Raw genomic sequence first — 22,445 nt, 5'->3', positions numbered from 1 at the left:
ACATTTCAGGACGGGACAATCGAAATAAAAAAGCCCAGCTTGAGATTATCAAGCTGGGCTTTATTGATCTTGTTCTAGAGCTGATTAAGCAGCTGCTGTGAACTGAGCTAGAAACATCTCTTTGCGTTCGTTGAAGCGGTTTACTAGGTCGTCTACAGAAGCTTGGTCGTATGGCTTAAGGCCACTTGCTACCATACGCTTCACGCCTTTACCTACTACTTCGCCGTCTTCTTTGAAATCGAAGTTCAGGGTCACGATGCCACGTTTTCCTTCAACATCAAAAGTCGCGCCAGAGAATTCAACTTCTGGGTGAGACAGGTCTAGGCGAGTAAATTCAACTTCCATGCTCTCGTAAATCACTAGAGGACGTTGGCAGTTGATCATCATTTGTTGTTCTTCCATAAGAGGAACCATGATGTGTGGGAAGTTCATGCCAGAGAACTTAACGTAGTTTGTTACCACGTGCTCGATGAATGCTTGGTCGTGGCTCTTTTCACCTTCACAAGACATGTGTAGGTACTCTTTGCCTTTCTCGTCAACCAGTGAGCTTTCTTTCTCACATTTGTTGTCAACGCTAAGCGCAATACCGTTACCCACCATACCTGAAAAATCAAAACGCATTTTTTGGCTGATGCCTTCTTTCTGCAGAAGAACTGCAAACAAAAGATCGCCAGGCACGCAGAAGCGCTTGTTGTCTTCATCGTGAATTGGGTTGAAGTCAGCAGCTACTTTTTTAGCAAAGTGGCTAGCTTGTTCACGAGTGAATTGAAATTGATTGTCTTCAGTAGAAAAGTAAGGTGTCAGAAACATAGTATCGCTATTAGTCATCAAATCTGGGGTGGATTATAGCTAACTAACTTCGATCTAATGGTCTATCCAGTTAACTTTGCTTATATATCAGTCGATTAGATAAATACGTTGGATGGTATGTGACGATTTTGAGGGGAATAGGGGCTTGGATTCAATGCAACAAGGGCTAATCAATAGCCCCTGTTTATATGACGTGCTATTTCGCCAAACCTTAGAAGCTACACAGTAGGCCTTCTGGCATTAGATGGTTATGCACTGATAATTTGAGCAGTAGATTTGCTTGCTCGATATCAGGTGAGAAGTAACGGTCTTTGTCGTAGAAGCTGACTTTCTCGCGCAGTATCTGTTTTGCTTCTTCTACTCGAGGAGAAGAGAGATTTGGTGCTCTAAAATCCAAGCCTTGTGCTGCTGCTAAGTATTCAACAGCCAAGATGCCACGGGTGTTTTCTGCCATGTCACGCAGTCGACGACCCGCAAAGGTTGCCATAGATACATGATCTTCTTGGTTTGCCGATGTTGGAAGGCTGTCTACTGAAGCTGGGTGTGCCAGTGTTTTATTCTCGCTTGCCAGAGCAGCAGACGTTACTTGAGCAATCATAAAGCCTGAGTTAACGCCGCCGTTATCGACTAAGAAAGGTGGAAGTTTGCTTAGTGCGCTATCAATCAGCAGTGCCATTCTTCGTTCAGAAAGGCTACCAATTTCTGCAATCGCAAGTGCTAGGTTATCCGCTGCCATTGCCACAGGTTCTGCGTGGAAGTTACCACCTGAAATAATGTCGCCGTCTTCAGCAAATACCAGTGGGTTATCCGATACCGAGTTCGCTTCAACGTTTAACGTTTCTGCTGAATTACGAATTTGCTGTAAACAGGCACCCATCACTTGAGGCTGACAGCGCAACGAGTAAGGGTCTTGAACCTTTTCACAGCAAGTGTGTGATTCACCAATCTCACTCTTTTGATCAAGCATATGGCGATAAGCAAGCGCGGCATCCATTTGACCACGATGACCACGAACGCGATGAATTCGAGGGTCAAACGGACGACGACTACCCAGTGCAGCTTCAACAGACATTGCACCACATACGGTTGCAGACGCAAACAAGTCTTCCGCTGCGAACAGACCTTCTAATGCAAAGGCAGTCGATGCTTGTGTGCCGTTTAACAGCGCTAAGCCTTCTTTCGGCGCAAGTGTGATTGGTTCAAGACCTGCGATCTGCATTGCTTCTAAGCCAGTGATGATCTTGCCGTTGTGGCGTGCTTGGCCTTCACCTAGCAGAACGGTACTCATGTGGGCGAGGGGAGCAAGATCTCCAGATGCGCCTACTGATCCTTTTTGTGGAACACACGGGTAAACCTGCGCGTTCACAAGATCGATAAGAGCGTTAATCACTTTGAGGCGGATACCAGAGTAACCGCGAGACAAGCTGTTAATCTTCAATACCATCATCAAGCGTACGGTTTCATCAGACATGAACTTGCCAATGCCCGCAGCGTGAGAAAGTACGATACTTTTCTGTAGAACTTCGAGATCTTCAGGCGCAATCTTGGTGTTTGCTAATAAGCCAAAACCCGTGTTGATGCCATACACAGTGCGGTCTTCAGCAATCACTTGTTCGACAACTTGCATGCTCGCTTCGATATCCGGGATTGCTGCAGGATCGAGTGATAAGTTCACAGGGCTACGGCTGATTTTTCGAAGTTCAGATAGGCCAAGAAGTCCTGGCTTAAGTAATAAGTTCAACATGTTCTCTCCAGACATTAAAGGCGACGAAGTTCTTCGTTTAGCATAGGTAAATCAAGCTTCTGCTCTTTGGCACATTGCTTGGCAATATCGTAACCTGCATCAGCATGACGCATAACGCCGGTTGCTGGGTCATTGTGAAGTACGCGAGCAATACGCTGTGATGCATCTTCACTGCCGTCACAACAAATCACCATGCCTGAGTGTTGCGAGAAGCCCATACCAACGCCACCACCGTGGTGCAAAGAAACCCAAGTTGCGCCGCCCGCTGTGTTCAGAAGGGCATTCAATAGAGGCCAATCTGATACGGCATCTGATCCATCCATCATGCCTTCTGTTTCGCGGTTCGGGCTTGCTACTGAACCTGAATCTAGGTGGTCACGACCGATAACAACTGGTGCTTTCAGTTCGCCATTTTTCACCATTTCATTGAATGCTTGGCCTAAGCGTTCACGATCTTTCAAGCCAACCCAACAAATACGCGCTGGCAGGCCTTGGAACTGAATGCGTTCACGCGCCATATCTAGCCAGTTATGTAGATGTGGGTTGTCTGGAATCAGTTCTTTTACTTTTTGGTCTGTTTTGTAGATGTCTTCTGGGTCACCAGATAGTGCCGCCCAACGGAAAGGACCAATACCTTCGCAGAATAAAGGTCGAATATAAGCCGGAACGAAACCTGGGAAATCAAACGCGTTTTCTACGCCTTCTTCCAGTGCCATTTGGCGAATGTTATTACCGTAATCCACGGTCGCTGCGCCGCGGTATTGCAGGTCTAACATCGCTTGTACTTGAATCGCCATAGATTGCTTAGCGGCTTTCACCACTTTTGCTTCATCAATGGAGCGCTCTTGTGCGGCTTTCTCCATCGTCCAACCTTGCGGCAAGTAGCCGTTAAGAGGATCGTGGGCAGAGGTTTGGTCAGTCACCACATCAGGTGTGATATTGCGTTCAACTAACTCTGGGAAGACGTCTGCGGCGTTACCTAATAAGCCAACAGAGATTGGCGTGTCTGACTCTTTAATCATTGCCATCGCTTCATCTAAGCTGGTGGCTTTTTTGTCTACATAGCCAGTACGCAAGCGGTAGTCGATTCGTGATTCATCACACTCCACTGCGATCATTGAGAAGCCAGCCATCGTTGCAGCAAGAGGTTGAGCGCCGCCCATTCCACCAAGACCGCCCGTTAGAACCCACTTGCCGTTTGCTTCACCTTGGAAGTGCTTCTTCGCGATAGCGACAAAGGTTTCGTAAGTACCTTGAACGATGCCTTGTGAACCAATGTAGATCCAGCTGCCCGCGGTCATTTGGCCGTACATCATCAAGCCTTCTTTATCGAGCTCGTTGAAGTGTTCCCAGTTCGCCCAGTGTGGAACAAGGTTCGAGTTAGCGATCAGTACGCGAGGTGCGTTTTTATGAGTCGGGAACACGCCCACAGGTTTACCGGATTGAACAAGTAACGTTTGGTCGTCCTCTAAACGCTCTAATACTTCAACAATTTTGTCATAACATTTCCAATCACGTGCCGCGCGACCAATACCGCCATACACAACCAGTGCATGTGGGTGTTCTGCCACATCAGGGTCTAGGTTGTTCATCAGCATACGCAGTGGTGCTTCTGTTAACCAAGATTTAGCGCGCAAAGTGGTGCCGTGAGGTGCGCGAATTTCGCGAGTCGTGTCGAGACGAGGGTCACTGTTGTGGTGTTCCGTCATTTTGGAATTCCTTCTGTTTCACGTTATATCGTTGTAGTTGTAGTTGTAGTTGTAGTTATCGGTATAGCTGGATTAGTCGCTGGCCATTGCACTGGCAATATCCCAACATAAACGAGCCGCTAATCGAGCCGTTTGGCCATCGACGTCGTAGTCTGGGTTGTATTCCGCTATGTCCGCGATAATGAGTTTTTCACTGTGTTGGAAAATCTGTTCTAGAAAAGGAGCAAGCGCTTCATAGCTCACGCCTCTTGCCGCTGGTGCACTTACGCCCGGCGCAGTAGCTGCGGGGAAAACATCGAGATCAATGGTGAGATAGAGATAATCACACTCAACGATGAATTTTTGTAACTTGATCAGTTGAGCGACTTGATTCACTTGGGTCATGTTGCGGTCGTGTTCATACCACACGCCCAGTTGGTCAGCTTTGTTAAACAGCGCTTTGGTATTGCTGGCGGCACTCACACCAAGACAAGCGTAATGAAACGGCCATTGATGTGCGTGGCAGTAATCACTGATCTGGTTAAAAGGCGTGCCGGAGCTCGGTTTAACATCGGTGATGTCGCTTTCAAATTCACGAAGATCAAAGTGAGCATCAAAATTAACGATGCCGATCTTAGGATTGTGTTCTGATTGAATTTTATTTAGGTGCTCAGCGAGACCTTGGAACGTTGCCCAAGCCACCTCGTGACCACCGCCAAGGGTAATCACTTTGTTGGTTGCTAAGGCATTGGCAATCACAGAAGCACACTGTTTTTGGCTGACTTCTAATTGACCATCATTGCACTCGATATCACCAAGATCGGCGATGTGTGCGTCACTGTGCCAAGCCATATTCGCCAACGCTTGGCGTATCAAGTTAGGTGCTTGTTTCGCGCCCACGCGTCCTTTATTTCTTGCAACACCGGCATCGCTGGCAAAGCCTACCAAGGCGATATCACCGTCAGTCAGCTTGTCACTTAACTCACTACTTTGCACTTGCTTGGTAATGTGATGAACGCGAGTACCGAGTGCGCCATCTTCAAGATCATTACGTCCGGTCCACACAAAGTTATGCACGGTTGTTGCGTTCTCTTGGATACCGTTGGATTTAGATTGAGTCATGACACACCTCGCCATTAACAATGCGTTTATGCAGGTGAGGAACACCGACTTGATAGCTTAGATCTGCAGGGTGGTCGATGTTCCAGATAGCCAAATCTGCGGCATAACCGATTTCGACTTTGCCTTTGGTTTGTGACTCACCAATGGCAGCCGCCGCGTTACAAGTTACACCGCGTAGCGCTTCTTCAGGCGTCGTACCAAACAGGGTGCAGCTCATGTTCATCATCAGCGTTAAGTCTGCAAAGGGAGATGTGCCGGGGTTTAGGTCGGTCGCGATCGCCATTGGGATTTTGTGTTCACGAAGTAAAGCAATAGGTGGCTGTTGAGTCTCTTTCAAGAAGTAGAAAGCCCCGGGTAATAAGGTGGCGACTGTGCCTGATTCTGCCAGTGCTTTTACTCCGGTTTCATCAAGGTATTCAACATGGTCGACAGAGAGTGCACCGTATTTAGCTGCGAGCGCACTGCCGCCCATATTTGAAAGTTGTTCAGTGTGACCTTTAATCGCTAGCCCATGTGCTTTGGCAGCTGCAAATACACGTTCGGTTTGTTCTAAGTTGAAGCCGATAGATTCGCAGAACACGTCAACGGCATCGGCGAGCCCTTGCCCCGCAGCTTTAGGAATGATCTCTTGGCAAACCAGATCTATGTAACGATCTGGTTGTTCTTTGTATTCTGGCGGTACTGCGTGTGCTGCAAGGAGAGTGGTAGTGATCTTAATTCGGCGATGATTTTCTAACGCTTTAGCTGCACGTAACATCTTGAGTTCGTCTTCAAGTGTTAAACCATAGCCCGATTTTACTTCGATGCTGGTTACGCCACTTCTTAGCAGGCCATCGAGTCTAGGTAGTGCCATTTCAACCAGTTCAGACTCTTGCGCTGCGCGTGTTGCAGTGACTGTCGCAAGAATCCCGCCGCCTTGTTTGGCGATGTCGGTGTAAGAGATACCATTCAAACGCTGTTCAAATTCGTTGGCGCGATTGCCTGCAAATACGAGGTGAGTGTGGCAATCAATCAGACCTGGGGTAACGAGCTTGTTTTTGCAATCATAGGTGATGTAATCCGCAGAGTTATCAGTGCTCGGTTGTTCTACCTCATAAGCATGAGCCTCATGGTTTGAACAAGAGATAGACACGATCTTACCGTCTTCGATAACGATATCTTGAGGGGAAGAGGACTGATAACCGTCGGCTCCCGAACTCATGGAGACCACTCGTGCGTTTTTGAGGATCAAATTCATAATCACCTAGATCTTTGCTAAATATTAAATGTATATACAAATAAATAGGCTAAACGCTGACCCGAATCAAGTTGATGTTGCAAAAATGTGATCGGCGATCAGGATGATGTTCTTTAATCTAGAAGTATCTTGGAGCTTAATTTGTACTTAGAGCCAGGATGGTAGAGCAATGCAAAGCTGATGAGGCGTTCTTTGCTCCATGTTCTTCTATTCAAAAGAAGGCAAGGTTCTGATTCAGATAGCTTTAGTGACGTTCTGATTTGAGAATCTGGAATAATGGCTTCAACCGTGTGCTCGATAGCACTTAACGGGCAGCTTTTTGAAAGGTATTCGTTGGGCGTAGAGGTTGAAAAGTCTTGCTCTAGGTATTTTGGAGCGGCTTGAGAGTTCACCCAGCGCGCTTCCAATTGAATCGGTGCGTTGTCCGCAAAGTGTATGATTTCACTATAGAACACTTCTGCGTTAATCATCACACCTAACCGTGTAGCCGTGCTTTCATCAGCCTTGATACTATCGTGCTTGATAACTTGGCTAGTATACGTTTGGCCTCGGTCTTTGATCTCTTGCGCTATGTTGTTGATATCAAGCAACGGAGATTGCGCTTTTTCGTCGGGTTCACAAACAAAAGTCCCCAGTCTTGGTTTCCTGATGAGCTTGCCTTCAGACACAAGATCTCGAATGGCTTTATTGACCGTCATTCGACTCACATTGAACTGCTCGGTAAGTTCGAGTTCTGTGGTGATTTGGTAACCCACCGGCCAATGACCACTGCTGATCTTGTCATCTATGAACTGTTTTATCTGAAGGTAGAGCGGTGCTTTCGACATAATGAAACCTTATTTGACTATACAAATAGAGTAACGGAATTTTTCACGATTTCAACATTTCCTCGGGCAATGTGACCTTATTCAACATAGATGGGGCAAATTGCTTGATTCTGTGAGGCAAGTGTCGCAAATTGTCACGCAATAACTATTCGTAAATCAGATAATTAGAAAGGGAAATAATATGTTTAAGAAATTAAAGGCCTCGTTGGGCATCGGTGCAGCAAAGGTTGATACTGTCTTAGATAATATTGAAGTTTTCCAAGGTGGAGAGTTGTCTGGCAATGTTCACATTGTTGGTGGTGACGTTGAGCAACAAATCGACCTGATCAACTTGGTTCTCAACACAGAAGTAAAAGTAGAAACGGAAGATAGCACCAGCTACGAAACCTTTTCACTGGGTCGTATTCAAGCCGTAGAGCCTTTCGTTATCCAACCGGGCGAAACCAAACTGGTTCCATTCCGTCTTAAGTTAAATGATGAAACGCCAGTCACCGCGTTGAACGCACAAATGAACCAATGCCATGTGTGGGTTGAAACCAACCTAGATATAGGCTTCGCGATTGACCCTAAAGACCGTGACTTTATCTCCGTACACCCATTGCCAACAGTGGCTAAAATCATCCGAGGCGTGGAAGCATCAGGTATGGCAATGGTGAAAGCAGACGTAGAGAAGGGCTTCTTAAAAGGCAACAGCTTTGCTTCTCGTTCGGGCTGTTACCAAGAGATTGAGTTTCGCAGCGGCGGCTTCATGAATAATAAAGAGATCGAGCTGTCATTCATCGTTGAAGGTTCAATGGTTCACTGCCTAGCAGAAATCGACCGCTCAATGAGCTTCCGCGGCGACCAATACATCTCATTCAGCTTACCTGCTAATGCGGCCGACTCAGACATTCGCAACGCTGTATCAAGAATCATGAGTGCGTAGTTCCCTTTCTGTTAGTAGTCGCTTTTTCTATTAATAGAGACAAGACAGTACGATTTCTATAGCCGAACTTATCCGTTCGGCTTTTTTGTATTGTAGATAAAGCCAACGAATTACTGATTGAACTATGGGTTAGGCGTTAGAAGGATCTATATAGAAGAGACATTTCAGTCATATAGTTTTGTGGTGCTGCGGGACTAACATTGTCATTTTATATTATTTCGTTACAATGCTCGGATACCTACAAATAGGGCATCTGTATTTGCTTCTATGTGGGTATATTTATTATGCATATATCCCCAATCAGCGTACTCGTTGATTGAAAGACATATATTAAACATTTTCATGTGTTGCTTGGTGTGCAACACCACTGTAAAGGACAAATAATGCCAATTATTACTCTTCCTGACGGTAGTCAGCGTCAATTTGACAACCCTGTATCAACTCTAGATGTTGCCCTATCAATCGGTCCTGGTCTTGCGAAAGCAACCATTGCTGGTCGTGTAGACGGCGAGCGAGTTGATGCTTGTGATCTTATCGAAAACGATGCAAGCCTAGAAATCATCACTGCTAAAGATGAAGTTGATGGCCTTGAGATCGTTCGTCACTCTTGTGCTCACCTTTTAGGCCACGCGGTTAAGCAGCTTTTTCCAGAAGCGAAAATGGCGATCGGTCCTACTATCGATAACGGTTTCTACTACGATATCGATCTTGAGCACTCTCTAACGCAAGACGATCTAGAAAAGATCGAAAAGCGCATGAAAGAGCTAGCGAAGACCAAATACCAGGTTGTTAAGAAGAAAGTTAGCTGGCAGGAAGCGCGCGACGCATTCGAAGCTCGCGGCGAGACTTACAAGATTGAGATCTTGGACGAGAACGTTTCTAAAGACGATCGTCCAGGCCTGTACCATCACGAAGAATACATCGATATGTGTCGTGGTCCACACGTGCCTAACATGAGCTTCTGCCAGCACTTCACTCTACTTAACGTAGCGGGTGCATACTGGCGTGGTAACAGTGACAACAAGATGCTTCAACGTATCTACGGCACTGCATTCCACGACAAGAAGGCACTTAAAGCTCACCTTGTGCGCCTAGAAGAAGCGGCTAAACGTGACCACCGTAAAATCGGTAAAGCGCTTGACCTATTCCACATGCAGCAAGAAGCACCAGGCATGGTGTTCTGGCACCACAACGGTTGGACTATCTTCCGTGAGCTAGAAGTATTTATTCGTCAAAAACTGACTGAGTACGATTACCAAGAAGTTAAAGGCCCATTAATGATGGACCGTGTTCTTTGGGAACGCTCTGGTCACTGGGATAAGTACGCTGAAGCGATGTTCACTACTTCTTCAGAGAACCGTGAATACGCTATCAAGCCAATGAACTGTCCTGGTCACGTTCAAATCTTCAACCAAGGTTTGAAATCTTACCGTGATCTACCGCTACGTATGGCTGAGTTCGGCTCATGTCACCGTAACGAGCCGTCTGGCGCACTTCACGGCATTATGCGTGTTCGTGGCTTCACTCAAGATGATGCTCACGTATTCTGTACTGAAGACCAAGTTCAACAAGAAGTTAAAGCTTGTATTGAAATGGTTTACGATACTTACACAACTTTCGGCTTCGAAAGCATCGTTGTTAAGCTATCTACTCGTCCAGAACAGCGTGTAGGTTCAGACGAAATGTGGGACCGTGCAGAGGCTGACCTTAAGCAAGCGCTAGAGGCAATGGACATTGCATACGAGATTCAAGAAGGCGAGGGTGCGTTCTACGGACCTAAGATTGAATTTACTTTGCATGATTGTTTGGACCGCGCTTGGCAATGTGGTACAGTGCAGCTCGATTTTGCATTACCAGAACGTTTAGGTGCTACTTACGTAGGTGAAGATAACGAGCGTCACACGCCAGTTATGATCCACCGCGCGATTTTAGGTTCACTAGAACGCTTCATTGGTATTCTTATTGAAGAATACGCTGGCTTCTTCCCAACGTGGTTGGCGCCAGAACAAGCAGTTGTAATGGGCATTACAGACAAACAGTCTGAATATGTACAAGAAATTACGAAAAAACTGCAAAAAAGTGGATTTAGAGTCAAAGCAGACTTGAGAAATGAGAAGATTGGCTTTAAAATCCGCGAACATACTTTGAAACGTGTACCGTTCATGCTTGTGTGTGGTGACCAAGAAATGGAAGCCGGCGAAATTGCAGTACGTACACGTAAAGGTAAGGACCTTGGCAAATTTAAAGTGGATGACTTTATTTCATACATCCAAGCCGAGGTTTCAAGCCGTAAGCTCAATCTGGAGGAATAGCTATTAAAGGCGGAAGACGTGGCCAACAACCGGCCAAACAAAACCAGCACCGTTTAAACGGTGACATTCGTGGCGTTCGTGAAGTGCGTCTAACTGGCGCAGACGGCGAAGCTGTTGGTGTAGTATCAATCGCTGAAGCGATGGAAGCTGCAAATGAAGCTGGTATGGATCTTGTAGAGATCAGCCCTAACGCCGAGCCGCCAGTTTGTCGTGTGATGGACTACGGTAAGTTCCTCTTCGAGAAGAGCAAAGCTGCGAAAGAGCAGAAGAAGAAGCAAAAGCAGGTTCAGATCAAGGAAATTAAATTCCGACCTGGAACTGATATTGGAGACTATCAGGTAAAACTACGCAACCTGACTGGTTTCCTAGAAGACGGCAACAAAGTGAAGGTAACAATTCGCTTCCGTGGCCGCGAAATGGCTCACCAAGAAATCGGTGTTGACGTTCTTAATCGTTTGAAAGCGGATACTGAAGAATTTGCAGTAGTCGAATCTTTCCCAACGAGAATTGAAGGTCGCCAGATGATCATGGTGTTGGCCCCTAAAAAGAAGTAATTAACGGCTTTGCAAGTAATTGAACCCTGCAGCCTCAGGTTGCGGGGTTTTATTCGCCCTAATTACTATGTTATTAACAACTCAACAATGCGGAGTTATTCATCATGCCTAAGATGAAAACCAACAAAGGTGCTGCTAAGCGTTTCCAGAAAACTGCTGGTGGTATTAAGTTTAAGCACGCTGGTAAACGTCACATCCTGACTAAGCGTACTACTAAGAACAAGCGTCAGCTACGTCCGAACTCGATCCTTCCTAAATGTGAAGTTGCTCAAGTTCTACGTATGATGCCATACGCTTAATTCTTTTTAGTTTATAAATTCGTTTAGTTTAGGAGAAGCATAATGCCTCGCGTAAAACGTGGTGTACAAGCTCGTGCACGTCATAAGAAAGTTCTAAAACAAGCTAAAGGTTACTACGGAGCACGTTCACGTGTTTACCGCGTAGCTTTCCAAGCAGTTACCAAAGCTGGTCAATACGCTTACCGTGACCGTCGCAACAAGAAACGTCAATTCCGTCAACTTTGGATTGCACGTATCAACGCGGCATCTCGTCAAAATGGTCTATCTTACAGCCGTTTCATCAATGGCCTAAAGAAAGCATCTATCGAGATCGACCGTAAGATTCTTGCTGACATCGCAGTATTCGACAAAGCAGCATTTGCTGTTCTAGTTGAAAAAGCGAAAGCATCTCTATAATTTAGAGTTAGCTTAAAGGTTTAAGAAAAGGAGAACTTCGGTTCTCCTTTTTTATTGCCTGTAATTTGGCTTTGCCATACTCTCTCGCATCTCGCATCTCGCATCTCGCATCTCGCATCCCGCACCTAATTTTTATTCGCTTGAACACGCATTCTGGTATATAAACATTTACCTAACCTTTAAATGTAAAGCGACCGAAATAAATGACCGCACCGACCACTATGACGTTCTTCGAACGTTTTGAAACTGACATCCTATCTGGCAAGAAGACGATTACTATTCGTGATGAATCTGAGCGAGACTACCAGCCAGGCAGTGTTGTGGAAGTATCGACGCTAGAGCAAGACCGTGTGTTCTGTAATCTTAAGATCATCAGCGTTGAGCCAATTTTGTTTGATGACTTAGGTGAGTTCCATGCTCAGCAAGAGAACATGACGCTGCAAGTACTGAAAGACGTGATTCAAGATATCTACCCGGGTATCTCTCAACTGTATGTGGTTTCTTACGAGCTTGTGTAGCCCGCTTTAAATAGAATTTGTTGATCAATACTGCGTCTAACGCAGAGCAATGATAAAGGGAAGCCACAATGAGTGAATTACAGAGCGAAACAGTTCAGCAAATTTTGCTTCAACTTTATTGTCGTGAGCAAAATGAGCAGCCGTTAATCTCTAGAACTGATCTCGACATTGCTCTTTATGATAGCGAAGGCTTTCTAGCGTGGCGTGACACAAGGCGTAACTTTACGGTCAGTGATATCGAGAATCGAGTTTGGGTGAAGAGCTGCCCCGGCGGTTACATCACTGAAGTGCACTTCAATGCTGACGGTTCTTTGATTGAATATCGTTTGTTCGACCGATTTGAAACAACAGGGCAGTGGCAACTAAAAGACGGTTTGTTACACGTCGAGATTCTGAAGGGTGAGAACTGCTACCAGTTTGCTGTTGTGGCTCGTGCTGACCTTAATATTCACTCTGCGGTTGAGTATAAGAGCGGAGAGCTGCATTCGTACTTGAAGCTTGTTCAAGTTGAAAGCTAAACGCTGGTTCGTTTAATTAGCATATAAAAAAGCCAACAGTGATGTTGGCTTTGTTGTCTTCAATCTGACTGAATACTTCTATTAAGCTTCGAAGTTCGCCAATCGAGTATAAAGCTCGCTGTCTTGATCTTGCTTTGCACAAATCGTCAGTAGGTCTTCAATAAAGTACTTCAATGCACGTGCTTCAATTCGGCGAATACCTTGTTGATGTTCTTCAGTTAGGTAGCCGTAGATAGTCGCAGCGCCAAAGTCACCAAAGATCATCTGACCTTGTTCGTTCACTAAAGTGTTGTGAGCGTATAGATCACCATGAGAGACTTTATTGGCATGAAGGTGTTCAAACACATCAATCATCTGCTCTGTAATGCTATTGATTTGAGCAATTGAAAGTTCGAAACCTTCTGGGAAAGTATCACGCGTGCAAGTCTCGAGTGTTGGTGGTAGCCCTAGGTTGTAGTAGCTGTTTGGAATGAGTTCCATCACCAAAGCTAGGTAATCTTGTTCCTCTACTTGGGCGATAGATTTTACCAAGTTGTTATGGTGTCCAGCCTGCAAGCACGCTTCCAGTTCATCATGTGGGTAGCCGTCACTGGTGACTTCGCCTTTAAACACTTTAACCGCCACTTCCTGTGGAAAATCGAAGTCGCTGTTTAGCCAGCTTGCATGCGAGATCACGCCAGATGCGCCTTGGCCAAGTACTTGATTCAGTGAATAGCTTTGAGAGCTAACCGCAGGCACGCTATCTAAGCTGCTAGGGTGTTTGCAAAACGGGTTACCCGCAAACGCTAACCAAGCCAGTTTTGGTAGCTTGATAAGGAACTCTGGGAATTCAGTCAACTGGTTTGCAGACAGGCGAACTAGCTCAAGGTTGGATAGGTTTTCCATGCTTTCTGGTAACACGCGAATCTTGTTACCCGCCAATGCCAGTTTCTGTAGTCGCGGTCTTTCACCTAGTGAGCTAGGCAGGGCCTCAATCTCATTGTCGGTCAGGATTAACCAACGTAGTTGAGTCGGCAGAGATTGTTCGCTAACGGTTTTGATTTGGTTGGTTTTGAAGCCAACCATTTCGAGCTTAGGAAGTGACCCTAGAACATCAGGCAGGTGCGTAAACAGGTTATTCGACGCGAAGATAATACGCAGGTTAGTTAGCTTTGATAACTCGGCTGGTAGGTCTGACAGCTGATTACCTGAAAGGTCTAGGATCTCAAGAGAATCTGCAAGCTCTATGATTTCTAGAGGAAACTCGGTGAGACTTTCCGACAGTTTTAAGCGCTTAATACCTTTAAGTTGCCCTGATTTTAATTGTTCTAGAGTATGCAAACCTTAGCCTTATGAATAGATGTTCGAGGCGCGTAGTTTACTTGTCTCAATCAAGAAAGGCGAGTATCCGGAAGAATACTCGCCTAACTAAACTAAGTGAACGAATTTACGAAGGTTAAAGCTGTATATGGTTTTGGCTAACGCCGACCTCCTCAACAAAATCGCTATCATGACTGACCAAGATGAATGCACCCTGGTATTCACGTAAAGCGGACGCCAATATTTGCTTCGAGTCTATGTCCAAGTGATTGTCTGGTTCATCAAGCAAAAGAAGTGGGGCATCCTGTTTATGGCTGACAATCAACATCGCCAATTTCATTTTCTCGCCACCACTGAGGTGAGCGACTTTTCGATATACTGAGTCTCGCCTGAATCCAATTCTCGCTAGCAGGGTTCGCGCGTCGCTCTCTGTTAATCCAAAGCTATGCGTTATTAAACTATCGAACATCGTATCGTTGGTGTCTAACAGGCCAAAGTGTTGATCCAAATAGACGGTCGCCCCCAAGCGCTTGATCGAGCCTTTATAATTGGCGTGTTGACCGTGAATCGCTTTTAACAGTGTCGACTTTCCACACCCATTAGCACCGGTTAGATAACACCGTTCCCCTTGTGATAAAGAGAAACTGATTGGCGCACCTGAGCCGTAAATAAGGCGGCAGTTTTCAACGGTTAACAAAGAGCTCTTTTTACTGCTATTACTTTGCTGTAGATACAAAGCTTGTGGTTTCAGCCGTTCCTTCAGTTCTTTAAGCGACTGAAGTTTATGTTGGTTTTGGTCAATGAGGTTCCTTTGGCTTGTCGCAGACGCGGCTTGGCTTTGTCCTGCTTTATCTTTCATCGCATCCAATAAGATCTTGGGTTGGCTACCTGACTTTCTGAGTCGGTTTCCCTGAGATTCTCGCTGCTGCGCCTTTTCCTTGTTGGCTTGAGCTTGACGCTCGAGTCGTTTCTTTTCGGACTGATGATGCGCGATCTGTTTGTTGAGCGCTTCGCTTTGGCTAGACACTTGTTTGAAGTAATCATCATAATTTCCTTTATAGAAACGTACGCCCAAGCTATTGAGATGGTAGATCCCGTCCATTTGTCTCAATAAGCTTCGATCATGGCTGACGACAAGCACTTTGCCTTCAAACAACTGGCACTGTTCGAGTACCCAATTGCGTCCATCGTTATCCAAATGGTTCGAAGGCTCATCGAGGATCAGTATGTCGTTATTTGATACGAATAGCCGATGAAGCTGTAACAGGGCAAGTTGCCCACCACTCAAAGAGCAACAATGCGTGTTCAAATCACTAGTGATTTTGAGTGTACCTAGCAACTGCTGGGTACGTGTCTCTAAATCCCAATCATCTCCAACGATATTGAAGTGCTGCAGTTCGCAGCTACCTTGCTCTATCGCTTTTAATGCATCTAACTTTTCGGTGAGCCCTAAGAAGTCAGCGATGGTGGTGGCGGAATCCAGTAGCGTTGATGGCAACTGAGAGTAAAAGCCGATCGAACCTTGGCGCGAAATACTGCCTGTTGTGGGCTGTTTTTGCCCGATCAGTAACGAAAGAAGTAGTGACTTTCCAGCCCCATTCCTTCCGACTAGGCCGGTGAGGCGAGTGCTCAAATTAAAGGTGATGTCTTTGAATAACCACTCACCAGTATCGAGTTGGAATGAGAGATTGTTGGCTAATATAGTAGGCATAAAAATACCTCCCTTTACGTGTAAACGAGTAAAAGGGGTGAGGCGCTTTTTCTATATAGAACCCTACATAGAATTCTATGTATAGATCGCCAAAGACGTTACTTAGGTAGCGTACCAATCAAAGATAGGAAATAGAGTGCTGATCTGATTCCTGTCTTTAACGTACTGATCTTAAAGATGTAGCTTGTCAAAAAACGGATCTTTAAGAGCTTGATTTGTCGCGAAAATAGATGACGAAGTAACGCCCACTAACCCCGAGTGTCCAAATGATTTTTATAAAAATAAATCGGATGTCAGGATGTTAGTACTTCATTATGGCGTTATTCTCTTTTGAAATGATGGTGGGGTGGTACTGAAAGAAAGTACTCTGAGTCAATATGTTGAGGTGATTAAATTGTGTTCAAATAATTAAAGCGCCTATACAACTATGAGGCGCTTTAGAGTGTTCTTTGAAAGCAAGAGCTTCAAATAATGTGCAAATTACAGGTTTTGTCCGCCGACAGCTCGCCAACACATATCAAAGCTATCGTTGATGTACTTCGATGTTTGCTCTGGTGGAGACTCGCTTTGTTCAATCAGCCAGTTTGCACAAATCAGAAAGTGGCTATGGATGAAGTGCCTCACAAGGTTAATGTCTAACACCATTAATTCACCATCCTCTTGCCCTTTCAAAATGATCTCGTCTAACGATGCGAACATCTGTGAAACAATCATTTCTCGAGTTTGAGTCGTTGGGTCGAAATGAACATTGGTGAAGAACTTCATCGCAACTGGATTCTCTAATGCCCACTCAATCCCTGAGAACCACATGAACTTAAAGGCTTGGTAGCGATCTTCTACTGCCACATCAGTGTGCGGTTGAAGGGTCGAGAATAGCTCTAACTTCAGCTCGCGAAACAGTTCATCAATCAATAGAGATTTGTTTTCGAAGTGGTGGAACAGCGTCGCTTTCGCCACACCAGCTGTTTTCGCTATTTGTCCAGTAGATGTGCCCTCTAGCCCCTGTTGAGAGAATAGCAAGAGTGCAGCATCTAGGATTTTTTGTCTTTTGGTGATCATCTATTGAGTACTTTGAACATCAGTTTCTTGATTGGGTTGTTGTAAGGAGGATGCATTAACTTGGTGAAGTTGATTTTTCCTCTGCTTAGAACGGTTTTGGCATGGCTAAAGGTCTTGAAGCCTTCAATGCCGTGATAGTGTCCCATGCCTGAAGGGCCAATGCCACCGAACGGCGCGTCTTCTGCTGCCACATGCACTAGCGAGTCGTTAATACAAACACCGCCAGAGTGCGTGTCTGATAAAAGCTTGTCTTGGGTTTCTTTATTATGGCTCATTAGGTACAGAGCCAGTGGGCGTTCTCTCTCTGTGATGTAATTGATTGCTTCTTCGATGGAATCATAAGGCACGATAGGCAAAACAGGACCAAACAGCTCTTCTTGCATCGCGAGCATCTCATCGTTCACTTCGGTGAGAAGGTGCGGCGTCATTCTGTGGTTTACATCGTCTTGTGCTTGTTCGGTTACCGTGTGAATAACCGCGCCTTTGGCTTGTGCGTCTTCAATGACACCTTTCAAGCGATTGTATTGGCGCATGTTGATCACTGAGGTTAAGTCTTTGCTCTCAATACCGGCTTTATAAAGCTTCTTGAAATAACGCTTATAGGCTGTGATGAACTCGTCTGATTTTTCTCGCGGCAATAAGATGTAATCAGGCGCTACACATATCTGGCCAGCGTTTAGACTCTTGGCAAACAAGATACGTTCAACAGCGTCAGCCACATCAAAGTCAGGGGCAATGATGGTTGGAGATTTGCCGCCTAATTCCAAGGTAACTGGTGTTAAGTTGTTAGCCGCTGCTCTCATAACGTGTTTACCCACAGCGGTTGAGCCTGTGAAAAGGATATGGTCAAACGGCAGTTGGCTAAATTTAGCGGAAACGTCAGCTTCGCCTTCGATAATCGCAACCTGATCTTCACTAAAGCCTTCGGCCAACATCGCTTTTAAAACTCGGTTGGTCGCTGGAGTAAACTCCGACATCTTGAGCATCGCCGTGTTGCCCGCTGCTAACGCTGTGATCAGAGGGCCTAAAGAGAGCATGACTGGGAAGTTCCAAGGCACGATGATACCAACCACACCTACTGGCTGATAATGAACCGTGATCTTTGCTGGCGTTAGCATCAAACCAGCTTTGCGGCGCGATGGCTTCAACCACTTCTTAAGGTTCTTCACGCTGTAATTGATCTGGTGAAGAGAAGGGGTGATATCAGCAATCAAGCTGTCGTGCTTTGCTCGATGGCCATAATCTTCAGATACTGCTTCAATTAACTGCTCTTGGTAGCGCATTAATAGTTTTTTCAAGACTGAGAGATCATTTCGTCTCTGATCAAGTGTTGGATTAACGTTGTTACGGTAGTGATCTTGTTGTCGGTTGAATATTTGATCCATGTCGTTGGTGCTCGACGTGTTTGGTTCAAGGTCTAGATTATGGCTCATAGTATCCCCTAAATTCGAAGGCTGACCGATTGGTTGGTCAGTTAAAATTACAAGAAGATTGAACCGAATACAAGATATGCGCGAGAAAAGTTCAAAAATTGAGCGGTTACAACATTGAAGTGAGCGAGTTCTAGTAGGAAGAATGAAGTGTTTATCGGCATCGAATCGCGGGACACAAGCTGTGTTGGTGATAGCGAGAGTTCAGATTGTGAAGTGCTTATATTTGTCACAACTCTGACTTAACCTCACTCAATTTACTAAAAATCTTTTGGTTTCTGCACATTTTTTCTCCCTAATTTAATGTGAGAAATTGCTTTATATTTAATGCGCTTCAGCCTGTTTTTTACCCTAAAACCTTGTAATTCCTTACCTGTCATTTTAAGTCGATCTGTCGATAAAAAAACGTAATCGTCACCACAAATATCAATGGTTGGACTCGCTCTTAATAATATCGGTTAATGCAGCCAACAAATCGTTTTTGAACGCTTTTTGTTGGGTTATACCTCGCTATTCCAAAGAGGTATCTTCTGTCGATGGCCCTATAGTGTGAGGTCTCTAGAATTGGAAAATTCGGTTAATTTGGAACGCATCCGTGCTGAGTATAATGTAAAGCACTGGAGCCAAGGTTTTTATGGAATTGATGATAACGGTGAGGTGTATGTTTCACCGAGCGAGACGGATCATCAAGTCCCACTAAGTAAGATCGTAAAACAGTTAGAGCAAAGAAATATTGGTTTACCTGCTCTTGTGCGTTTTCCTCAAATCGTGCATCAACGTGTGCACAATATCTGTAACGCATTTAACCAAGCGATCGACGAATATCAGTACGACAATCGTTACCTACTTGTTTATCCGATTAAAGTTAACCAACAAAAAGAAGTGGTTGATGAGATCTTAGCGAGCCAAGCTCAATTAGAGCAAAAGCAGCTAGGACTAGAGGCGGGCAGCAAACCTGAACTATTAGCGGTACTGGCGTTGGCTCAAAAAGCGAGCTCTGTGATCGTGTGTAACGGTTACAAAGACAGAGAATACATCCGCCTTGCACTGATTGGCGAAAAGCTAGGCCACAAAGTCTTTATCGTTCTAGAGAAGTTGTCTGAGCTTGATCTTGTTCTTTCTGAAGCGAAAGCACTTGGCGTAAAACCTCGTTTGGGTTTACGTATTCGTCTTGCTTCTCAAGGTGCAGGTAAATGGCAAGCAAGTGGTGGTGAGAAGTCGAAATTCGGTTTGTCTGCATCACAAGTGCTTACTGTTATCGAACGCTTGAAAGTCGAAGACCAGCTGGATGTACTTGAACTCGTGCACTTCCACCTAGGTTCACAAATGGCAAACATTCGTGACGTGCGAAATGGCGTGAGTGAAGCGGCTCGTTTCTACTGTGAACTGCGTGATATTGGCGCTCAACTGAAGTTCTTAGATGTTGGTGGTGGCTTGGCAGTCGATTACGACGGCACGCGTAGCCAATCTTCAAACTCAATGAATTACGGCTTGCTTGAGTACGCTCGTAACATCGTGATGACAGTAGGGGATATTTGTAAACTCTACAATCAGCCACAACCTGTGATTATTTCGGAGTCTGGTCGCTCACTGACTGCGCACCATGCTGTGTTGATCACCAACGTGATTGGTACTGAAAGCTACTCACCGGAAGATATGGCTGCGCCAGAAGCAGACGCACCACTGTTGCTAAACAACATGTGGAAGAACTTCTTAGAGCTCGATGCTGGTAATGATGACCGTGCGTTGATTGAGATCTATAACGACACTCAGAGCGATATTGCAGAAGCGCACAACCAATTTGCGACCGGTATGCTGAATCTTCAGCATCGTGCTTGGGCAGAGCAAATGTCTTTGCGTATTAACTACGAGCTTAGCACTCGCATGAGCACAAAGAACCGTTACCACCGTCCAATTTTGGATGAGTTGAGCGAGCGTTTAGCGGACAAGTTCTTCGTGAACTTTTCACTATTCCAGTCATTGCCAGATGCTTGGGGTATTGATCAGGTGTTCCCTGTATTGCCACTGAGCGGTTTAGATAATGCGGATGAGCGTCGTGCTGTGGTGTTGGACATCACTTGTGACTCTGACGGTACGATTGACCAGTATGTTGATGGTCAAGGCATTGAAACAACATTGCCAGTGCCAGCGTGGAACCCAGATGAACCATACCTAATGGGCTTCTTCCTAGTAGGCGCGTACCAAGAGATCTTGGGCGATATGCATAACCTATTTGGTGATACGCACAGTGTTGTGGTGAATGTTGATGAAAGCGGAGAAGCGAACATTGACTACATCAACGAAGGCGACACAGTAGAAGACATGATGCGTTATGTTCATATCGATATGGACCTAATTCGTCAGAACTACAAAGAATTGGTCACGGCTAAAGTACCAGCGCAAGAGCAGCAGAGCGTACTTGAAGAGTTAGAGCAAGGCTTGATGGGTTACACCTATCTTGAGGATTTTTAATGAACGATCTATTTACGAAACCAGATTACTCGCTGTACTCCAATGCGATGACGTTTATGCGTCGTCCATTAGTTCAAAACCCAATCGACAACGACGCTGATGTGGTTGTGTTGGGTGCGCCGCTAGATATGGCGACATCTGGTCGTCCGGGTGCACGTATGGGCCCTGATGCGATTCGTCGTGCTTCTGTGAACCTGGCGTGGGAAGGTAAAAAATTCCCGTGGGACTTCAATGTATTTGAACACACCTCGGTAATTGACGCTGGCGATCTTGTATTCGATTGTGGTGATGCAGAAGACCTAACTCAGCGTTTAGAAGCGGCGGCTGATGCGATTCTAAATAGCGGTAAAACTCTGTTAGGTTTAGGTGGCGATCACTTCATTACACTGCCTTTGCTAAGAGCGTATGGTAAGAAATATGGCGAGATGGCGTTGATTCACTTCGATGCACATACCGACACTTACAACCAAGGCAGTCGTTACGATCACGGCACCATGTTCTACCATGCACCAAACGAAGGTTTAATTTCGCCTGAACATTCAGTGCAAATTGGTATTCGTACCGAGTATAAGCAAGAAGGTCACGGCTTTAATGTCATCAATGCGATGCAAGCGAATGACATGAGTGTAGACGAGATCATTGCTCAAGTGAAAGGTATTGTTGGTGACAAGCCAGTTTACCTAACGTTTGATATCGATTGTCTAGATCCTGCTTTTGCGCCGGGTACTGGTACGCCAGTGTGTGGTGGTTTGAACTCAGATAAAGTTCTGAAAATTATCCGTGGTTTGCAGGGTATCAACATGGTCGGCATGGACGTTGTAGAAGTTTCTCCGGCGTATGACCAAAGTGAGATTACTGCATTGGCTGGCGCGACGATTGCACTTGAATTACTTTATGTTTGGACGGCGAATCGCCTCGCTAAATCATAATCTTTTACAGCTAACAGCATAACGCTGCATACTGATTCAAAAGCCCACCAGGTTTAACTTGGTGGGCTTTTTTGTTTATCACTTCCAGAAAAGAACCTGTGACCAAATTGAAGTGGGTAGCAGTTATTTATCAATTGGTTAAAATTCCGACAGATACGCTTTATGCAACTTATTTGATTGTTTTTGATTCGAATTTCATCACCTTTCCTCTGATTAGTGTCTCATAAATGGGAATTACTTCTGCTTTGCTATAAACGCATAGTTAGCCTCAATTAATGCCCCCTATTTGCTAATGATTTATCAACTTTATTGCTGTATATATTTATAAATAATGAGGCGCAATCAAAGTGTGAGTTTATTTGCATATAAATCAGCGCCCTACTAACTTTTAACTAGTGTTCAGGAAACCCTAAGAAAATAGACTTATTTGTAAGAAGAGGTCTATTCGCACAGACGTGGCATTTTTTATGGGGGAGGCTAGGCTTAAAGGTAAGTAAACTATAAAAAAACAGGTAAAACTTATACTTTTTTGTATCTCTTCGATGAACCGGTTGAATGTGTTCCGAAGAGCGAGATATAAGTTGTTGAAAACCTG

At 45.2% G+C, this 22,445-nt stretch carries 19 protein-coding genes; 9 read left to right on the top strand and 10 right to left on the bottom strand.

The genetic code is table 11. The annotated features are described in order from the left end of the window. Nucleotides 1-84 precede the first annotated feature (84 nt). From AB4558_RS16835 to hutC, 6 genes are all read right to left on the bottom strand, one after another. The gene (locus AB4558_RS16835; protein ID WP_016792117.1) at nt 85-810 is read right to left on the bottom strand and encodes a DUF3581 domain-containing protein; all 726 of its coding nucleotides are present in this window, start codon (nt 808-810) and stop codon (nt 85-87) included. Between the two features lie 211 nt (nt 811-1,021). Next, nucleotides 1,022-2,554, bottom strand: a complete 1,533-nt coding sequence (hutH, locus tag AB4558_RS16830; protein ID WP_017067090.1) for a histidine ammonia-lyase — start codon at nt 2,552-2,554, stop codon at nt 1,022-1,024. Between the two features lie 14 nt (nt 2,555-2,568). After that, complete coding sequence (hutU, locus tag AB4558_RS16825; RefSeq protein ID WP_017063597.1) at nt 2,569-4,263, bottom strand: urocanate hydratase; 1,695 nt, start codon at nt 4,261-4,263, stop codon at nt 2,569-2,571. A 72-nt stretch (nt 4,264-4,335) separates the two neighbouring features. After that, nucleotides 4,336-5,364 (bottom strand): formimidoylglutamase, encoded by a 1,029-nt coding sequence (hutG, locus tag AB4558_RS16820; protein ID WP_102393420.1) that lies wholly within the window; start codon nt 5,362-5,364, stop codon nt 4,336-4,338. Beyond that, nucleotides 5,351-6,601, bottom strand: a complete 1,251-nt coding sequence (hutI, locus tag AB4558_RS16815; protein ID WP_372073744.1) for an imidazolonepropionase — start codon at nt 6,599-6,601, stop codon at nt 5,351-5,353. The genes hutG and hutI overlap by 14 nt, the downstream gene beginning before the upstream one ends. Nucleotides 6,602-6,714: 113 nt before the next feature. After that, the gene (gene hutC, locus AB4558_RS16810) at nt 6,715-7,428 is read right to left on the bottom strand and encodes a histidine utilization repressor (protein ID WP_017059778.1); all 714 of its coding nucleotides are present in this window, start codon (nt 7,426-7,428) and stop codon (nt 6,715-6,717) included. Between the two features lie 181 nt (nt 7,429-7,609). Between hutC and AB4558_RS16805 the strand changes: the two genes are divergently transcribed. The 7 genes from AB4558_RS16805 to AB4558_RS16775 all read left to right on the top strand — a co-directional run bounded on the left by AB4558_RS16805 (nt 7,610) and on the right by AB4558_RS16775 (nt 12,950). Beyond that, entirely contained in the window at nt 7,610-8,353 is a 744-nt protein-coding gene (locus tag AB4558_RS16805; RefSeq protein ID WP_372073746.1) for a sporulation protein, read from the top strand. 383 nt (nt 8,354-8,736) lie between these two features. Then, nucleotides 8,737-10,665, top strand: a complete 1,929-nt coding sequence (gene thrS / locus AB4558_RS16800) for a threonine--tRNA ligase (protein ID WP_017059786.1) — start codon at nt 8,737-8,739, stop codon at nt 10,663-10,665. Between the two features lie 2 nt (nt 10,666-10,667). After that, the gene (infC, locus tag AB4558_RS16795) at nt 10,668-11,219 is read left to right on the top strand and encodes a translation initiation factor IF-3 (protein WP_076654893.1); all 552 of its coding nucleotides are present in this window, start codon (nt 10,668-10,670) and stop codon (nt 11,217-11,219) included. 104 nt (nt 11,220-11,323) lie between these two features. Continuing rightward, entirely contained in the window at nt 11,324-11,518 is a 195-nt protein-coding gene (rpmI, locus tag AB4558_RS16790) for a 50S ribosomal protein L35 (protein WP_004738430.1), read from the top strand. A 42-nt stretch (nt 11,519-11,560) separates the two neighbouring features. After that, the gene (gene rplT, locus AB4558_RS16785; protein ID WP_004733517.1) at nt 11,561-11,914 is read left to right on the top strand and encodes a 50S ribosomal protein L20; all 354 of its coding nucleotides are present in this window, start codon (nt 11,561-11,563) and stop codon (nt 11,912-11,914) included. A 203-nt stretch (nt 11,915-12,117) separates the two neighbouring features. Beyond that, entirely contained in the window at nt 12,118-12,432 is a 315-nt protein-coding gene (gene yqfB / locus AB4558_RS16780; protein ID WP_017063603.1) for a N(4)-acetylcytidine aminohydrolase, read from the top strand. Between the two features lie 68 nt (nt 12,433-12,500). Beyond that, nucleotides 12,501-12,950: a hypothetical protein gene (locus AB4558_RS16775; RefSeq protein WP_017063604.1), complete on the top strand. Its 450-nt coding sequence runs from the start codon at nt 12,501-12,503 to the stop codon at nt 12,948-12,950. Nucleotides 12,951-13,031: 81 nt separating this feature from the next. On the opposite strand, the gene AB4558_RS16770 is transcribed toward AB4558_RS16775, so the two are convergent. The 4 genes from AB4558_RS16770 to AB4558_RS16755 all read right to left on the bottom strand — a co-directional run bounded on the left by AB4558_RS16770 (nt 13,032) and on the right by AB4558_RS16755 (nt 18,452). After that, complete coding sequence (locus AB4558_RS16770; protein ID WP_372073748.1) at nt 13,032-14,270, bottom strand: leucine-rich repeat-containing protein kinase family protein; 1,239 nt, start codon at nt 14,268-14,270, stop codon at nt 13,032-13,034. Nucleotides 14,271-14,385: 115 nt separating this feature from the next. Further along, nucleotides 14,386-15,960 (bottom strand): ABC-F family ATP-binding cassette domain-containing protein, encoded by a 1,575-nt coding sequence (locus tag AB4558_RS16765; RefSeq protein WP_372073750.1) that lies wholly within the window; start codon nt 15,958-15,960, stop codon nt 14,386-14,388. Between the two features lie 480 nt (nt 15,961-16,440). Further along, nucleotides 16,441-17,019 carry a TetR/AcrR family transcriptional regulator gene (locus AB4558_RS16760; RefSeq protein WP_372073751.1) on the bottom strand — a complete coding sequence of 193 codons (579 nt, stop codon included), beginning with the start codon at nt 17,017-17,019 and terminating at the stop codon, nt 16,441-16,443. Further along, nucleotides 17,016-18,452, bottom strand: a complete 1,437-nt coding sequence (locus tag AB4558_RS16755) for a coniferyl aldehyde dehydrogenase (RefSeq protein ID WP_372073753.1) — start codon at nt 18,450-18,452, stop codon at nt 17,016-17,018. The genes AB4558_RS16760 and AB4558_RS16755 overlap by 4 nt, the downstream gene beginning before the upstream one ends. A 561-nt stretch (nt 18,453-19,013) precedes the next feature. Here AB4558_RS16755 and speA point away from each other — a divergent pair. Then, nucleotides 19,014-20,921: an arginine decarboxylase gene (speA, locus tag AB4558_RS16750; protein ID WP_372073755.1), complete on the top strand. Its 1,908-nt coding sequence runs from the start codon at nt 19,014-19,016 to the stop codon at nt 20,919-20,921. Then, the gene (speB, locus tag AB4558_RS16745; RefSeq protein ID WP_102425818.1) at nt 20,921-21,850 is read left to right on the top strand and encodes an agmatinase; all 930 of its coding nucleotides are present in this window, start codon (nt 20,921-20,923) and stop codon (nt 21,848-21,850) included. Before speA ends, speB begins: the two co-directional genes overlap by 1 nt. Nucleotides 21,851-22,445 lie beyond the last annotated feature (595 nt).

Origin of the sequence: Vibrio sp. 10N.222.51.C5 (genome assembly GCF_041474575.1) — a bacterium.
Lineage (GTDB): Bacteria > Pseudomonadota > Gammaproteobacteria > Enterobacterales > Vibrionaceae > Vibrio > Vibrio crassostreae_C.
Note: the sequence above shows the minus strand (reverse complement) of the source record. Positions and strands in the feature narration are given on the sequence as shown.

Bases quoted from the DNA above. Each gene is read 5' to 3' on its own strand.
- AB4558_RS16765 (WP_372073750.1), bottom strand. From the start codon at position 15,960: ATGCCTACTATATTAGCCAACAATCTCTCATTCCAACTCGATACTGGT.
- AB4558_RS16755 (WP_372073753.1), bottom strand. From the start codon at position 18,452: ATGAGCCATAATCTAGACCTTGAACCAAACACGTCGAGCACCAACGAC.
- hutU (WP_017063597.1), bottom strand. From the start codon at position 4,263: ATGACGGAACACCACAACAGTGACCCTCGTCTCGACACGACTCGCGAA.
- AB4558_RS16835 (WP_016792117.1), bottom strand. From the start codon at position 810: ATGTTTCTGACACCTTACTTTTCTACTGAAGACAATCAATTTCAATTC.
- AB4558_RS16805 (WP_372073746.1), top strand. From the start codon at position 7,610: ATGTTTAAGAAATTAAAGGCCTCGTTGGGCATCGGTGCAGCAAAGGTT.
- hutH (WP_017067090.1), bottom strand. From the start codon at position 2,554: ATGTTGAACTTATTACTTAAGCCAGGACTTCTTGGCCTATCTGAACTT.
- rplT (WP_004733517.1), top strand. From the start codon at position 11,561: ATGCCTCGCGTAAAACGTGGTGTACAAGCTCGTGCACGTCATAAGAAA.
- hutG (WP_102393420.1), bottom strand. From the start codon at position 5,364: ATGACTCAATCTAAATCCAACGGTATCCAAGAGAACGCAACAACCGTG.
- AB4558_RS16760 (WP_372073751.1), bottom strand. From the start codon at position 17,019: ATGATCACCAAAAGACAAAAAATCCTAGATGCTGCACTCTTGCTATTC.
- hutC (WP_017059778.1), bottom strand. From the start codon at position 7,428: ATGTCGAAAGCACCGCTCTACCTTCAGATAAAACAGTTCATAGATGAC.
- AB4558_RS16775 (WP_017063604.1), top strand. From the start codon at position 12,501: ATGAGTGAATTACAGAGCGAAACAGTTCAGCAAATTTTGCTTCAACTT.
- yqfB (WP_017063603.1), top strand. From the start codon at position 12,118: ATGACCGCACCGACCACTATGACGTTCTTCGAACGTTTTGAAACTGAC.
- rpmI (WP_004738430.1), top strand. From the start codon at position 11,324: ATGCCTAAGATGAAAACCAACAAAGGTGCTGCTAAGCGTTTCCAGAAA.
- thrS (WP_017059786.1), top strand. From the start codon at position 8,737: ATGCCAATTATTACTCTTCCTGACGGTAGTCAGCGTCAATTTGACAAC.
- speB (WP_102425818.1), top strand. From the start codon at position 20,921: ATGAACGATCTATTTACGAAACCAGATTACTCGCTGTACTCCAATGCG.
- hutI (WP_372073744.1), bottom strand. From the start codon at position 6,601: ATGAATTTGATCCTCAAAAACGCACGAGTGGTCTCCATGAGTTCGGGA.